General features: G+C 69.9%; 17 protein-coding genes. 14 read left to right on the forward strand and 3 right to left on the reverse strand.

Annotated elements, in window-relative coordinates; translation table 11 throughout:
* Window positions 1-15 precede the first annotated feature (15 nt).
* On the forward strand, window positions 16-498 hold the full coding sequence (locus ABGB19_RS20090; protein ID WP_347687744.1) for a hypothetical protein: 483 nt from the start codon (window positions 16-18) through the stop codon (window positions 496-498).
* On the opposite strand, the gene ABGB19_RS20095 is transcribed toward ABGB19_RS20090, so the two are convergent.
* Window positions 479-1,069 carry a TetR/AcrR family transcriptional regulator gene (locus ABGB19_RS20095; protein ID WP_347687745.1) on the reverse strand — a complete coding sequence of 197 codons (591 nt, stop codon included), beginning with the start codon at window positions 1,067-1,069 and terminating at the stop codon, window positions 479-481. The two genes, ABGB19_RS20090 and ABGB19_RS20095, sit on opposite strands and share 20 nt — an antisense overlap.
* A 64-nt stretch (window positions 1,070-1,133) precedes the next feature.
* On the opposite strand from ABGB19_RS20095, the gene ABGB19_RS20100 reads away from it, so the two are divergent.
* Window positions 1,134-2,162: an alcohol dehydrogenase catalytic domain-containing protein gene (locus ABGB19_RS20100; RefSeq protein ID WP_347687746.1), complete on the forward strand. Its 1,029-nt coding sequence runs from the start codon at window positions 1,134-1,136 to the stop codon at window positions 2,160-2,162.
* Between the two features lies 1 nt (window position 2,163).
* Here the strand turns inward: ABGB19_RS20100 and ABGB19_RS20105 are convergent, their stop codons facing one another.
* Window positions 2,164-2,574 carry a nitroreductase family deazaflavin-dependent oxidoreductase gene (locus tag ABGB19_RS20105; RefSeq protein ID WP_347687747.1) on the reverse strand — a complete coding sequence of 137 codons (411 nt, stop codon included), beginning with the start codon at window positions 2,572-2,574 and terminating at the stop codon, window positions 2,164-2,166.
* A 35-nt stretch (window positions 2,575-2,609) separates the two neighbouring features.
* Between ABGB19_RS20105 and hisD the strand changes: the two genes are divergently transcribed.
* Genes hisD through hisI form a run of 8 tightly spaced genes read left to right on the forward strand, consistent with a single transcriptional unit; the run spans window position 2,610 to window position 9,073 of the window.
* The gene (gene hisD / locus ABGB19_RS20110) at window positions 2,610-3,965 is read left to right on the forward strand and encodes a histidinol dehydrogenase (protein ID WP_347687748.1); all 1,356 of its coding nucleotides are present in this window, start codon (window positions 2,610-2,612) and stop codon (window positions 3,963-3,965) included.
* Window positions 3,965-5,104, forward strand: coding sequence for a histidinol-phosphate transaminase (locus tag ABGB19_RS20115; protein WP_347687829.1), 1,140 nt, complete (start codon window positions 3,965-3,967; stop codon window positions 5,102-5,104). Before hisD ends, ABGB19_RS20115 begins: the two co-directional genes overlap by 1 nt.
* On the forward strand, window positions 5,101-5,727 hold the full coding sequence (gene hisB, locus ABGB19_RS20120) for an imidazoleglycerol-phosphate dehydratase HisB (protein WP_347687749.1): 627 nt from the start codon (window positions 5,101-5,103) through the stop codon (window positions 5,725-5,727). Before ABGB19_RS20115 ends, hisB begins: the two co-directional genes overlap by 4 nt.
* On the forward strand, window positions 5,724-6,344 hold the full coding sequence (gene hisH, locus ABGB19_RS20125; protein ID WP_347687750.1) for an imidazole glycerol phosphate synthase subunit HisH: 621 nt from the start codon (window positions 5,724-5,726) through the stop codon (window positions 6,342-6,344). The genes hisB and hisH overlap by 4 nt, the downstream gene beginning before the upstream one ends.
* A gap of 5 nt (window positions 6,345-6,349) precedes the next feature.
* On the forward strand, window positions 6,350-7,102 hold the full coding sequence (gene priA / locus ABGB19_RS20130; RefSeq protein ID WP_347687751.1) for a bifunctional 1-(5-phosphoribosyl)-5-((5-phosphoribosylamino)methylideneamino)imidazole-4-carboxamide isomerase/phosphoribosylanthranilate isomerase PriA: 753 nt from the start codon (window positions 6,350-6,352) through the stop codon (window positions 7,100-7,102).
* Window positions 7,103-7,918, forward strand: coding sequence for an inositol monophosphatase family protein (locus tag ABGB19_RS20135; RefSeq protein WP_347687752.1), 816 nt, complete (start codon window positions 7,103-7,105; stop codon window positions 7,916-7,918). It begins immediately after the preceding gene.
* Window positions 7,918-8,700: an imidazole glycerol phosphate synthase subunit HisF gene (gene hisF, locus ABGB19_RS20140; RefSeq protein WP_347687753.1), complete on the forward strand. Its 783-nt coding sequence runs from the start codon at window positions 7,918-7,920 to the stop codon at window positions 8,698-8,700. The genes ABGB19_RS20135 and hisF overlap by 1 nt, the downstream gene beginning before the upstream one ends.
* A gap of 28 nt (window positions 8,701-8,728) precedes the next feature.
* Window positions 8,729-9,073, forward strand: a complete 345-nt coding sequence (hisI, locus tag ABGB19_RS20145; protein ID WP_347687830.1) for a phosphoribosyl-AMP cyclohydrolase — start codon at window positions 8,729-8,731, stop codon at window positions 9,071-9,073.
* Here hisI and ABGB19_RS20150 read toward each other — a convergent pair.
* The gene (locus ABGB19_RS20150) at window positions 9,070-9,534 is read right to left on the reverse strand and encodes a peroxiredoxin (RefSeq protein ID WP_347687831.1); all 465 of its coding nucleotides are present in this window, start codon (window positions 9,532-9,534) and stop codon (window positions 9,070-9,072) included. The genes hisI and ABGB19_RS20150 overlap by 4 nt on opposite strands.
* 82 nt (window positions 9,535-9,616) lie before the next feature.
* Between ABGB19_RS20150 and ABGB19_RS20155 the strand changes: the two genes are divergently transcribed.
* The 4 genes from ABGB19_RS20155 to trpC all read left to right on the forward strand — a co-directional run bounded on the left by ABGB19_RS20155 (window position 9,617) and on the right by trpC (window position 13,334).
* A complete protein-coding gene (locus ABGB19_RS20155; RefSeq protein WP_347687754.1) occupies window positions 9,617-10,336 on the forward strand; it encodes a phytanoyl-CoA dioxygenase family protein in 720 nt (239 codons plus the stop codon).
* A gap of 3 nt (window positions 10,337-10,339) precedes the next feature.
* Window positions 10,340-11,866 carry an anthranilate synthase component I gene (locus tag ABGB19_RS20160; protein ID WP_347687755.1) on the forward strand — a complete coding sequence of 509 codons (1,527 nt, stop codon included), beginning with the start codon at window positions 10,340-10,342 and terminating at the stop codon, window positions 11,864-11,866.
* Window positions 11,863-12,444, forward strand: a complete 582-nt coding sequence (locus ABGB19_RS20165; RefSeq protein WP_347687756.1) for a TIGR02234 family membrane protein — start codon at window positions 11,863-11,865, stop codon at window positions 12,442-12,444. The genes ABGB19_RS20160 and ABGB19_RS20165 overlap by 4 nt, the downstream gene beginning before the upstream one ends.
* 71 nt (window positions 12,445-12,515) lie before the next feature.
* Window positions 12,516-13,334 carry an indole-3-glycerol phosphate synthase TrpC gene (trpC, locus tag ABGB19_RS20170; protein WP_347687757.1) on the forward strand — a complete coding sequence of 273 codons (819 nt, stop codon included), beginning with the start codon at window positions 12,516-12,518 and terminating at the stop codon, window positions 13,332-13,334.
* The last annotated feature ends 1 nt before the right edge of the window (window position 13,335 follow it).

A 13,335-nucleotide genomic window follows, 5' to 3' on the forward strand; every position in this document is an offset into this window, starting at 1 on the left:
GTTACCATCGGTCGCGTGTATGAGGACTCGCCGCGTCGCCTGGTTTTGCTGACCGTCATCAGTCTCGTCATCGCCGTGGCCGCGCTGGCCCTGGCCGGATGGACGCTGTACGACTCGAAGAGGTCCAAGACCCAGTACGACCCGGTGCAGATCGCCGATGCCAAGGTCAAGGTGTGCACCGCGGCCGACGTGGTGCGCCGCGGGATCTCGCTCAACACCAACCTGACGCCCGCGGGAGGTCCGCAGGACGTCACAGGTGCCCAGGCGGTCGCGGCAAACGCCAGGGTGTCGCTGTACGACGGCGGCCAGTACCTGCTGGCGCGGCTGGACCCGGCGACACCGGTTCAGCTCGCCGACAACATCCGAGAGTTCGCCAATAACCTGATGGACATCGGGGCCAACGCCACGGCGGGTGTGCCGAACGGCGAGCCGGCCCAGTCCAAGCGGCTGGCCGATGCCGACGCCGCCAACAAGACCATCACGGAGTTGTGCAAGTAGCGCCGTCACCGCTGAGCAGGGCGCGGGCGGCGGCCTTCGCGGCCGTCAGCGCGGCAGGGTCGCCGGAGGTGCGCGACAGGATCAGCGCGCCCTCGATCAACGCGATCACCGCCAGCGCCATCTCGGCGGCCCGTGCCTGCGGCCAACCGTCGGCGGCCAAGCGGTCGGTGACGGCTCGGCGCCAGCCGTCGAACGCCGCCGCGGAGGCCGTTCGGACCGCGGTGCTGGCGTTCACCGACTCGGTGGCGATCGGCTCGATCGGGCAGCCGTCGCGCTGATCGGAGGCCAGGCCTGCGGCCATCAGGTCGATCCAGCCGTCGACGATGTCGGTCACCGGCGCCCCGGAATCCAGCATCTCGCGCAGTCGACGCTCGATGTCGGCGCCGGCGCGTTCCACCACCGCCGCGGCCAACTGCTGTTTGCCCTCGGGGAAGTGGTGATACAGCGATCCGGCTTTGACGTCGGCGAGTTCGAGGATCTGATTGACGCCCGTCGCGGCGTAACCCTGCCTGCGGAACAGCATGGCCGCAGTGTCGATCAGCGCGGCGCGGCTGCGGTCGGGACGAGGCATGCCCTTGACTTTACTAGAAAGATCACTCAACAATACTTGAACATCCACTAAAGAAGGACGCGACATGCAGCAACTGATGTTCGAGGACGTCGGGACATACGTCTGGCGGGACGTGCCCGATCCGCAGCTCAGCGACCCCCGGCAGGCGATCGTGCGACCGCTGGCCGTGGCCTGTTGTGACCTGGACGTGGCGGTGGCGCAGGGCCGGCTGCCCATGCCGCCCGGTCATGCCGTCGGGCACGAGGGCGTCGCCGAGGTAGTTGCGGTCGGCGACGCGGTGCGCGGGGTGAAGGTGGGCGACCGGGTGGTCGTGCCGTTCCAGATCAGCTGCGGCGAATGCGCCGCGTGCCTGCGCGGTGCGACGGGATCGTGCGACTCGTTGCCGCTGATGGCGATGTACGGGATGGCGCCGCTGGCCGGGATGGACGGCGGCGGCTTCATGGCCGACCTGGTGTTGGTGCCCTATGCCGACGCCATGCTCGTCGCCGTGGCCCCTGACGCCGACCCCGTGGCGATCGCCTCGATGTCGGACAACATCCCCGACGGCTGGCGCACCGTCGGGCCGTACCGCGACGAACTGGCGGCGCTGGCGCCCGCGGATCGGCGGGTGCTGGTAGTGGGCCGACTGTCGATCGGGCTCTATGCCGTCGCGGCCGCCGCGGCGCTGGGCGTGGCCGTCGACTACGTCGACACCGACCCGAACCGGCTCGCGGTGGCCGAGAAGCTGGGCGCCGTCGTGCACGACCGCGACAAACCCGACAAGGCCGCCGACTCCTACCCGGTCACCGTCAACACATCCGCCGATCCGGCCCTGCTCGCCGCCGCCCTGCGCGCCACCTGGCCCGACGGCGTGTGCACCGACACCGGCATCTACGCCGAGGGTTCGGTGCAGATGCCGCTGCTGGCCATGTACACCCGCGGCGTGCGGTTCGTCACCGGCCGCGTCAACGCCCGCGCCGCCCTTCCCGACGTCCTGGAATTGCTTGCCACACAACCGCTTTCGCCAGTCGTGCAGCGCGTCGTTCCGTGGCAGGACGCACCGTCGCAGTGGCCGGTGATGACCGGCAAGACGGTGTTCAGCCGAGCGGCGTAGCTCAGGCGATGTCGGCGACGAAGATCGCCATCCGGCCCGCCTGCAGCCGCGCCGGCAACGGCAGCCCGTCCGCGCTCCCACCCGCGGGGATGATCCGGGGGTTCACGAGGTGCAGATCGCGGCGGACGAGGTGCAGGTCTGCCTCGCCGGCGGCCAGCACGTTCTTCACCCAGTCGGTCTTTCCGTGTCCGAGGGCGATCGCCGCCACGCCACCCTTGCGGTAGGCGGTGACGATCGTCTCGTACTGTCGCCCGGACTTGCGGCCGCGGTGTTTGATGGTGGCCATCCCGGGCATGACCCGTGCGAACGGCTTGAGCATCGGATTGAAGTACTTGACCTGGAAGTTCTCGAACCAGGGCGGGAAAATCATGGGAACGCCGGGGGCATTGTTGGGGTGATCTTCAGCGCGCATGACGCCTCCAAACCGATTTGTGTTGCTCTGGGAGAATGGTCAGCGTGAATGTATCGCCGGGACCGATCGCCCGCATCGACTTGCGCGGCGCGGAGCTGTCCGCGGCCCGCCTGCGGGCCGCGCTGCCGCGCGGAGGCGTCGACGTGGACACCGTGGTGCCCAAGGTCCGGCCGATCGTCGACGCCGTCGCCGAGCGCGGTGCCGAGGCGGCCCTGGAGTACGGCGAAGCGTTCGACAGAGTGCGGCCTGCGCAGGTCCGCGTGCCCCGCGAACGTCTCGACGCCGCGCTGGGCGAGCTCGGCGCCGACGTCCGCGCCGCGCTGCAGGTCGCCATCGAGCGGGCCCGCGCCGTGCACGCCGACCAGCGCCGCACCGATACCACCACGATGCTGGCGCCCGGCGCGACGGTCACCGAGCGCTGGATGCCCGTCGAGCGGGTCGGGCTGTACGTGCCGGGCGGCAACGCCGTCTACCCCTCCAGCGTGGTGATGAACGTGGTGCCCGCGCAGACCGCGGGCGTCGACTCGCTGGTCATCGCCAGCCCGCCGCAGGCGTCGAACCCCGCCCCGTTTCAAGGCCTGCCGCACCCGACGATCCTGGCCGCCGCCGCGCTGCTGGGTGTCGACGAGGTGTGGGCGGTCGGCGGTGCGCAGTCGATCGCGCTGCTGGCCCACGGGGGCACCGACACCGACGGCGCCGAACTCGCCCCGGTCGACATGATCACCGGGCCGGGCAACATCTACGTCACCGCCGCCAAGCGGATCTGCCGCTCGCAGGTCGGCATCGACGCCGAGGCCGGCCCCACCGAGATCGCGATCCTGGCCGACCACACGGCCGACCCGCGGCATGTCGCCGCCGACCTGATCAGCCAGGCCGAACACGACGAGATGGCGGCCAGCGTGCTGGTCACACCGAGCGTCGAGTTGGCCGACGCCACCGATCGTGAGCTGGCCGTCCAGCTCGAGACCACGGTGCACCGCGAACGGGTGACCGCGGCGCTGGGCGGCAGGCAGTCGGCGACGGTGCTCGTCGACGACCTCGAGGCGGGCATCCGCACCGTGAACGCCTATGCCGCCGAGCATCTGGAGATCCAGACGGTCGACGCGCGCGCGGTGGCGGGCCGGATCCGTTCGGCAGGCGCGATCTTCGTCGGGCCGTACGCGCCGGTGAGCCTGGGCGACTATTGCGCGGGCTCCAACCACGTGCTGCCGACGGCGGGTTGCGCCAGACACCAGAGCGGCCTGTCGGTGCAGACGTTCCTGCGCGGCATCCACGTCGTCGACTACGACGAGGCCGCGCTGAAGGACGTCTCGGGCTACGTCATCACGCTGGCCGAGGCCGAGAACCTGCCCGCGCACGGCGAAGCGGTGCGGCGGAGGTTCGAGGCGTGATGGGGGGCGGCCTGCCAGGTGATGGAGTGACGCTGGCCGATCTGCCGCTGCGCGAGGATCTGCGCGGCAAATCGCCTTACGGCGCACCGCAACTGGACGTCCCGGTGCGGCTCAACACCAACGAGAACCCGCACCCGCCGACGCAGGCCCTCATCGACGACGTGACCGCCTCCGTCGCGGCCGTCGCAGGCGACTTGCACCGCTATCCCGACCGGGACGCGGTCGCGCTGCGGACCGATCTGGCGGCCTACCTGTCGGCGCAGACCCGCACCCGGTTGGGCGTCGAGAATCTCTGGGCCGCCAACGGTTCCAACGAGATCCTGCAGCAGCTGCTGCAGGCGTTCGGCGGGCCCGGTCGCAGCGCGATCGGATTCGTGCCCTCGTACTCGATGCACCCGATCATCGCCGACGGCACCCAGACCGCCTGGCTGGTGGCCAACCGCGCCGAGGATTTCGGCCTCGACATCGATGTGGCCGTCGCCGCCGTGCGTGACCACACGCCCGACATCGTGTTCGTCGCGAGCCCGAACAACCCGTCGGGACAAAGCGTTCCACTCGACGATCTGCGTCGCCTGCTCGACGAAATGGTCACGGGCGTGATGATCGTCGACGAGGCCTACGGCGAGTTCTCGTCCCAGCCGAGCGCGGTGCACCTCATCGACGAGTATCCGGCCAAGCTCGTCGTCACCCGCACCATGAGCAAGGCGTTCGCCTTCGCAGGCGGCAGGCTCGGCTACCTGATCGCCGCGCCCGCGGTGGTCGACGCGATGCTTCTGGTGCGGCTGCCCTACCACCTGTCGTCGATCACCCAGGCGGCCGCCCGCGCCGCGTTGCGCCATGCCGACGACACGCTCGGCAGCGTCGCCACGCTCATCGCTGAACGCAATCGCGTCGCAGAGGTGTTGTCCGGCATGGGTTTCCGCGTCATCAGCAGCGACGCCAACTTCATCCTGTTCGGCGAGTTCGCCGACGCACCGGCCACCTGGCAGCGCTATCTCGACGAGGGCATCCTCCTCCGCGACGTCGGCATTCCCGGATACCTGCGTGCGACCACCGGGCTGGCCGAGGAGAACGACGCAATGCTGGCCGTCAGTGCCAGGCTCGCCGCCACCGAACTATCCCCAGTAGGAGCATCGTGACTCAGTTCAATCCCGCGCCGCGCCGGTCTCGAGTCGAGCGCAAGACCAAGGAATCCGACATCGTCGTCGAACTGGACCTCGACGGCACCGGCCAGGTGCACGTCGAAACCGGCGTGCCGTTCTTCGACCACATGCTCACCTCGCTGGGCAGCCACGCCAGCTTCGACCTCACCGTGCGTGCCGAGGGTGACGTCGAGATCGAGGGCCACCACACCATCGAGGACACCGCGATCGTGCTGGGCCAGGCGCTGGGCCAGGCGCTCGGCGAGAAGACGGGTATCCGGCGGTTCGGAGACGCGTGGATCCCGATGGACGAGACGTTGGCGCACGCCGCCGTCGACGTGTCGGGTCGGCCGTACTGCGTGCATACCGGCGAACCGGATCACATGCTGCGCTTCACGATCGCGGGCTCGCAGGCGCCGTACCACACCGTGGTGAACCGGCACGTGTTCGAGTCGCTGGCCGCCAACGCCCGCATCGCGCTGCACGTGCGGACGATCTACGGCCGCGACCCGCACCACATCACCGAGGCGCAGTACAAGGCTGTCGCGCGTGCGCTGCGGCAGGCGGTCGAGTACGACCCGCGCGTCACCGGCGTGCCGTCGACGAAAGGCAGCCTGTGACGCGCAAAGTCGCGGTCCTCGACTACGGCTCGGGCAACCTGCGCTCGGCCCAGCGCGCGCTGGAACGCGTCGGCGCCGACGTCAGGGTGACCGACGACGCGGACGCGGCGCGCAACGCCGACGGCCTGGTGGTGCCCGGCGTCGGCGCGTTCGAGGCCTGCATGGCGGGGCTGCGCAAGATCGACGGCCCGAAGCTCATCGCGGAGCGCGTTGCGGCGGGCCGACCGGTGCTCGGCGTGTGTGTCGGCATGCAGATCCTGTTCGCGCGCGGCGTGGAGTTCGGCGTCGAGACCGAGGGCTGCGGTCAGTGGCCCGGCGCCGTGATCCGCCTGGACGCCCCGGTGATCCCGCACATGGGCTGGAACGTCGTCGACGCACCCGGGGACAGCACGCTGTTCCACGGCATGAACCCCGACACCCGGTTCTATTTCGTGCACTCCTACGCCGCGCAGCAGTGGGAGGGCGATCCGGCCGCGAAGCTGACGTGGGCGACCCATCACGTGCCGTTCTTGGCGGCGGTCGAGGACGGACCGCTGTCAGCGACCCAGTTCCACCCCGAGAAGAGCGGCGACGCGGGCGCCGAATTGCTCACCAACTGGGTGAAGGCACTAGGTTGACCGACGTGCCGGACCGACTGATTCTCCTTCCCGCCGTCGACGTGGTCGAGGGCCGCGCCGTCCGCCTGGTGCAGGGCCAGGCCGGCAGCGAAACCGAATACGGTTCGGCGCTGGACGCCGCGATGACGTGGCAGCGCGACGGCGCCGAGTGGATCCACCTCGTCGACCTCGACGCCGCGTTCGGCCGGGGCAGCAACCGCGAACTGCTCGCCGAGGTGGTCGGCAAGCTCGACGTCGCCGTCGAACTGTCCGGCGGCATCCGCGACGACGACTCGCTGACCGCGGCGCTCGCGACGGGGTGTGCCCGGGTTAACCTCGGCACCGCGGCGCTGGAGAACCCGCAGTGGTGCGCCAAGGTCGTCGCCGAGCACGGGGAGCGCGTCGCGGTCGGCCTCGACGTCAAGATCGACTCGTCAGTGCCCGGCGGCAACCACCGGCTGCGTGGCCGGGGCTGGGAGACCGACGGCGGTGACCTGTGGGACGTGCTGGACCGCCTTGACCGCGAAGGATGTTCGCGCTTCGTCGTCACCGACGTCACCAAGGACGGCACGCTCAACGGACCGAACCTCGAGTTGCTCACGCGGGTGAGCGAGCGCACCGACGCGCCGGTGATCGCCTCCGGCGGGGTGTCGAGCCTTGACGATCTTCGGGCGATCGCCACGTTGACCGATCGCGGCGTCGAGGGCGCGATCGTCGGAAAGGCGTTGTACGCCGGGCGGTTCACGCTTCCCGACGCACTGGCCGCGGTGGAGCGGTAGATGGCGTTGGACGCGGGCGACCTCGACGCGTTGGTCGCAGAGGCCGCGCAGATCCTCGAGGACGCCGCCAAACCGTTCATCGAGGGCCACCGCGCCGACTCGGCGGTGCAGAAGAAGGGCAACGACTTCGCCACCGAGGTGGACCTGGCGATCGAACGCCAGGTGGTCGAGGCGCTGAACGCCAGGACCGGCATCGAGGTACACGGCGAGGAGTTCGGCGGCGCCGACCTCGACTCTCCGCTGGTGTGGGTGCTCGACCCGATCGACGGCACGTTCAACTACGCCGCCGGCTCGCCGATGGCCGCGATACTGCTGGGCCTGGTGCGCGACGGTGAACCGGTGGCCGGGCTGACCTGGGTGCCGTTCACCGGCGAGCGGTTCACGGCGGTCGTCGGCGGACCGTTGCGCAGCAACGGAGTCGAGCAGCCCCCACTCGAGCCGGCCAAGCTGTCGGACTCCATAGTCGGGGTGAGCACCTTCAACGTCGACTCCAAGGGCAAGGTGCCGGGCAGGTACCGGCTCGCCGTCGTCGAAAGCCTGAGCCGTGAGTGCTCCCGGATGCGGATGCACGGCGCCACCGGCATCGACCTGGCCTACACTGCGGCCGGAATACTCGGCGGCGCAATCAGTTTCGGCGGGCACGTGTGGGATCACGCCGCCGGTGTCGCACTGATCCGCGCGGCGGGTGGCGTGGTGACCGACCTCGTCGGCAACGACTGGACGGTGCAGTCGCCGTCGGCGCTGGCCGGGGTCCCGGGCACGCACGGTCAGCTTCTCGACCTGCTGCGCGCCGTCGGCGATCCCGAGGACTTCTGATGGACCCGAAGGATCTCGCGGTACGGATCATCCCGTGCCTGGACGTCGACGACGGCCGCGTGGTCAAGGGCGTCAACTTCGAAAACCTGCGCGACGCCGGCGATCCCGTCGAGCTCGCGGCCGCCTATGACGCCGAAGGCGCTGACGAGCTCACGTTCCTGGACGTCACCGCGTCGTCGTCGGGCCGGGCCACGATGCTGGAGGTCGTCAAGCGCACCGCCGAGCAGGTGTTCATCCCGCTGACGGTCGGTGGCGGGGTGCGCTCGGTGGCCGACGTCGACGTGCTGCTGCGCGCCGGCGCCGACAAGGTCGCGGTGAACACCGCGGCGATCGCCCGCCCGGACCTGCTCGCCGAACTGTCCCGGCAGTTCGGGTCACAGTGCATCGTGCTGTCGGTGGACGCCCGCACCGTGCCGCAGGACCAGGAGTCGACGCCGTCCGGGTGGGAGGTCACCACCCACGGCGGGCGGCGCGGCACCGGGATCGACGCCGTCGAATGGGCGACGCGCGGAGCGGAACTCGGTGTCGGCGAGATCCTGTTGAATTCCATGGACTTCGACGGCACCAAGGCCGGCTTCGACCTGCCGATGATCAAGGCGGTGCGCGGGGCGGTCACCGTGCCGGTGATCGCCAGCGGCGGCGCGGGCGCACCCGAACACTTCGCGCCCGCCGTGCTCGCGGGTGCCGACGCGGTACTGGCCGCCAGCGTGTTCCACTTTCGCGAGCTGACCATCAAGCAGGTCAAGGCGGCGATGGCGGCAGAAGGGATCACGGTGCGATGAGCGCTTGCGCGAAGAGCCGAGGGCTGCGATGACGCTCGACGCCGCTATCGCGTCCCGGTTGAAGCGTGACGCCAACGGACTGGTCACCGCGGTCGCGCAGGAGCGGGGGACCGGCCAGGTGCTGATGGTGGCGTGGATGGACGACATCGCGCTGGCCCGCACCCTGGAAACCCGTCGAGCGACGTACTTCTCGCGGTCCCGGCAGGAGCACTGGGTCAAGGGGGAGACTTCGGGCCATACCCAGTACGTGCACTCCGTCCGACTGGATTGCGACGGCGACACCGTGCTGCTGGAGGTCGACCAGGTCGGCGGCGCCTGCCACACCGGCGACCACACCTGCTTCGACGCTGATCAGCTGCTGGCTCCCGACTAGGCCGACTGGCGTTGCCGCAGCACCTCGAGCGCCTTGTCGGCGTGGGTGTCCATGCTGATCTCCGACGCGATCACGGCGAGCACGGTGCGGTCGGAATCGATGACGAACGTGGTGCGCTTTACCGGCATGAATTTGCCGAGCAGGCCACGCTTCACGCCGAATCGTGTCGCGACGGCGCCGTCGGCATCGGAGAGCAGCGGATAGTCGAAGTGTTCCTTGTCGGCGAACTTCGCCTGCTTGTCGACGGCGTCGGTGCTGATGCCGACCCTGCGTGCGCCGACGGCGGCGAACTCCGCTGCCAGGTCGCGGAAGTGGCATGCCTCCTTGGTGCACCCGGGCGTCATCGCGGCGGGGTAGAAGAACAGCACGATCGGACCGTCGGCGAGCAGTTCGGCCAGTGTGCGCACCGTGCCCGTCTGGTCGGGCAGTTCGAAGTCGGCAACCCGGTCACCCTGCTTGATAGGTGTCATAGTTGTCGACGCTACGCCCCGACGGCGAAAATCGTTGGTGCCGGTCGTGGTCTGCGTGCAAGCCTCGTCGCCGATGACAGATCTCGAAGCGTTCACCCGGGACGGGTTCGTGAAAATCGAAGGGGCGGCGTCGCGCAGGGCGGCCGATGCCGTGCGCGAGAAGCTCTGGCGGCAACTCGGTGTGTCGCCCGACGAACCCGAATCCTGGCCGGCCCCGGTGCTGTGGGCCTCGGACATGCTGGGGGCGGGTCCCTTCGGCGAGGTGGTGCGTAGCCCTGCGCTGGCCGCCGCGCTGGATGACGTCTGCGATCCGGGCGGGTGGGCGCCGAGGGGCTCGCTGGGCAACATCCCGGTCCGGTTCCCCGTGGCTCCGCCCGTCGACGATCGGGGCTGGCACATCGACGCCAACACGCCGCGGCCCGACGGCTCGTGGGCGGTCACCGGGCGCCCGCAGACAGTGCTGCTGCTGACGCTGCTGTCGGATGTCGGCCCCGATGACGCGCCGACGCGTATCCGGGCCGGCTCGCACCATGACGTGGCACGCGTGCTGGGGCCCGAACCGGTCGAGATGGCTGCGATGGGACGGCTTGTCGACGAAGCCAGTGCGGGCCGGCCCGTCGTGCACGCCACGGGTCGGCCCGGCGACATGTACGTCGTGCACCCCTTCACCGCGCATGCCGCCGATGAGCATCGCGGACGGACACCGCGGTTCATGGCGCAAGGCCCGATCATGCTCACCAGCCCGCTGACGCCTGCATCGTCGTCGCCCCTGGGGTGCGTCTGGGAAGATTGACCCGTGCAGACGACCGCCGGCCTCGCCGGAGCCACCTCGCGCGAGGACTTCCGGGCGCTGGCCGCCGAGCACCGCGTGGTGCCGGTGACCCGCAAGGTGCTCGCCGACAGTGAGACCCCGCTGTCGGCGTACCGAAAGCTGGCCGCCAACCGGCCGGGGACGTTCTTGCTGGAGTCGGCCGAGAACGGCCGCTCGTGGTCACGATGGTCGTTCATCGGCGCGGGCGCGCCGTCGGCGCTGACCGTGCGCGACGGTGAGGCGGTGTGGCTGGGTGCGACGCCGCAGGACGCTCCGCAGGGCGGTGACCCGCTGCAGGCGCTCCGCACCACGCTCGACCTGCTCAGGACCGAGCCGCTGCCGGGCCTGCCGCCGCTGTCGTCCGGGCTGGTCGGGTTCTTCGCCTACGACATGGTCCGGCGCCTTGAGAAACTGCCATCGCTGACCGTCGACGACCTTTGCCTGCCGGACATGCTGCTGTTGTTGGCCACCGATATCGCCGCCGTCGACCACCACGAGGGCACCATCACCCTGATCGCTAACGCGGTGAACTGGAACGGCACCGACGAGCGGGTGGACTGGGCGTACCACGACGCCGTCGCCCGCCTCGACGTGATGACCGCGGCGCTGGGCGCGCACCTGCCGTCGGCTGTGGCGACGTTCAGCAGGCCCGACCCGCTCTACCGCGCACAGCGTACGGTCGAGGAGTACGGGGCGATCGTCGACAAGCTCGTGGGCGACATCGAGGCGGGCGAGGCGTTCCAGGTGGTGCCGTCGCAGCGCTTCGAGATGGACACCGACGCCGATCCGCTCGATGTGTACCGGATGCTGCGGGTGACCAATCCGAGTCCCTATATGTATCTGCTCAACGTGCCCAACCACGATGGCGGAATCGACTTTTCGATCGTCGGCTCCAGTCCTGAGGCGCTGGTGACCGTCAAGGACGGCCGCGCGTCGACGCACCCGATCGCGGGCACGCGCTGGCGCGGCGACACCGAGGAGGAGGACCTGCTGCTCGAGAAGGAGCTCCTCCACGACGAGAAGGAGCGCGCCGAGCACCTGATGTTGGTGGACCTCGGACGCAATGACCTCGGCCGGGTCTGCAGGCCCGGGACGGTACGCGTCGAGGACTACAGCCACATCGAGCGCTACAGCCACGTCATGCACATCGTGTCGACCGTGCACGGCGACCTCGCCGACGACAAGACCGCGCTGGACGCCGTGACGGCGTGCTTCCCGGCGGGCACGTTGTCGGGTGCGCCGAAGGTGCGGGCGATGGAGCTCATCGAAGAGGTCGAGAAGACCCGTCGCGGCCTCTACGGCGGTGTGCTCGGCTACCTGGACTTCGCGGGCAACGCCGACTTCGCGATCGCCATCCGCACCGCGCTGATGCGCGACGGCACCGCCTACGTGCAGGCCGGCGGCGGGGTGGTCGCCGACTCCAACGGCCCCTACGAGTACACCGAGGCGTCGAACAAGGCGCGCGCGGTGCTCAACGCCATCGCCGCCGCCGAAACGCTGACAGAACCGTGATCCGGGTCGCGCAGCTCGGTCTCGTGCTCGCGGCGGCGGGCCTGTGGGCGGCGTCGCGGATGACGTGGGTGCAGGTGACGTCCTTCGACGGACTGGGCCAGCCCAAGACCGCCGCCCTGTCCGGAGGCACCTGGTCGACGGCGCTGGTGCCGCTCGCGGTGCTGCTGCTGGCGGCCGCGGTGGCGGCGCTGGCGGTGCACGGTTGGCCGTTGCGGGTGTTGGCGGTGCTCGTCGCGGCCGCGAGCGCGGGCACCGCGTATCTGGCCATCAGCCTGTGGGTGATCAAGGACGTCGCGGTGCGGGCCTCGCACCTGGCCGAGGCGCCGGTGGCGGACCTGGTGGGCACCCAACGCCACTACGCCGGGGCGGTGATCACCGTGGTCGCGGCCGGGGTGTCGCTGCTGTGCGCGGTGCTGTTGATGCGCGCGGCTCGAACCGCGCGGCCCGGCGCGGCCAGGTACTCGCGGCGGGCGGCCGAGACGGTCGAGGATCCGGGGGCGGCGATGTCGGAACGGGCCATCTGGGATGCCCTCGACGAGGGGCGCGACCCGACCAATCCGGACAACAAGGGGCGGTGATCGGCGTTGCTGTGGTGGCGGTTACCCTTCGTTGAAGATCATTTGGCGCTGGGGGAAGGGAATCGGCAGTCATGAGTTCGGCAACCGTGCTCGACTCGATCATCGAGGGAGTCCGTGCCGACGTCGCTGCCCGAGAGGCCGTCGTTCCGCTGGCGGAGATCAAGGCGAAGGCCAAGAATGCCCGACCGCCGCTGAACGTGATGGCCGCGCTGCGTGCGCCGGGCATCGCCGTGATCGCCGAGGTGAAGCGTGCCAGCCCTTCGCGCGGCGCTCTGGCGCAGATCTCGGACCCGGCGAAGCTGGCCCGCGCGTACGAAAGCGGCGGCGCCCGCATCATCAGCGTGCTGACCGAACAGCGTCGGTTCAACGGCTCGCTCGATGACCTGGACGCCGTGCGCGCAGCTGTGCGAATTCCGGTGTTGCGCAAGGACTTCATTGTGCGGCCGTACCAGATACACGAAGCCCGCGCCCACGGCGCCGACATGCTGCTGCTGATCGTGGCGGCGCTGGAGCAGCCGGTGCTCGAGTCGCTACTCGAGCGGACCGAGTCGCTGGGCATGACCGCACTCGTCGAAGTGCACACCGAGGAGGAAGCCGACCGCGCATTGTCGGCCGGTGCCAACGTGATCGGCGTGAACGCCCGCGATCTCAAGACATTGAACGTCGACCGGGACTGCTTCGCGCGTATCGCGCCCGGTTTGCCGACCGACGTCATCCGCGTCGCGGAATCCGGTGTTCGGGGCACCGCCGATCTGCTGGCCTATGCCGGTGCGGGCGCCGATGCGGTGCTCGTCGGCGAGGGACTGGTCACCAGTGGTGATCCGCGCAGTGCCGTTGCCGACCTCGTCACCGCGGGCACGCATCCGTCGTGCCCCAAACCCTCGCGCTGAG

Origin of the sequence: Mycobacterium sp. B14F4, assembly GCF_039871645.1 — a bacterium.
Classification (GTDB): Bacteria; Actinomycetota; Actinomycetes; order Mycobacteriales; family Mycobacteriaceae; genus Mycobacterium.

What these genes read in the sequence shown, in the direction of transcription:
- ABGB19_RS20115 (WP_347687829.1), top strand. Translation starts at nt 3,965, where the DNA reads ATGGGGGGCGGCCTGCCAGGTGATGGAGTGACGCTGGCCGATCTGCCG.
- hisF (WP_347687753.1), top strand. Translation starts at nt 7,918, where the DNA reads ATGGACCCGAAGGATCTCGCGGTACGGATCATCCCGTGCCTGGACGTC.
- ABGB19_RS20105 (WP_347687747.1), bottom strand. Translation starts at nt 2,574, where the DNA reads ATGCGCGCTGAAGATCACCCCAACAATGCCCCCGGCGTTCCCATGATT.
- ABGB19_RS20095 (WP_347687745.1), bottom strand. Translation starts at nt 1,069, where the DNA reads ATGCCTCGTCCCGACCGCAGCCGCGCCGCGCTGATCGACACTGCGGCC.
- hisI (WP_347687830.1), top strand. Translation starts at nt 8,729, where the DNA reads ATGACGCTCGACGCCGCTATCGCGTCCCGGTTGAAGCGTGACGCCAAC.
- ABGB19_RS20135 (WP_347687752.1), top strand. Translation starts at nt 7,103, where the DNA reads ATGGCGTTGGACGCGGGCGACCTCGACGCGTTGGTCGCAGAGGCCGCG.
- ABGB19_RS20100 (WP_347687746.1), top strand. Translation starts at nt 1,134, where the DNA reads ATGCAGCAACTGATGTTCGAGGACGTCGGGACATACGTCTGGCGGGAC.
- ABGB19_RS20155 (WP_347687754.1), top strand. Translation starts at nt 9,617, where the DNA reads ATGACAGATCTCGAAGCGTTCACCCGGGACGGGTTCGTGAAAATCGAA.
- trpC (WP_347687757.1), top strand. Translation starts at nt 12,516, where the DNA reads ATGAGTTCGGCAACCGTGCTCGACTCGATCATCGAGGGAGTCCGTGCC.
- hisD (WP_347687748.1), top strand. Translation starts at nt 2,610, where the DNA reads ATGGTCAGCGTGAATGTATCGCCGGGACCGATCGCCCGCATCGACTTG.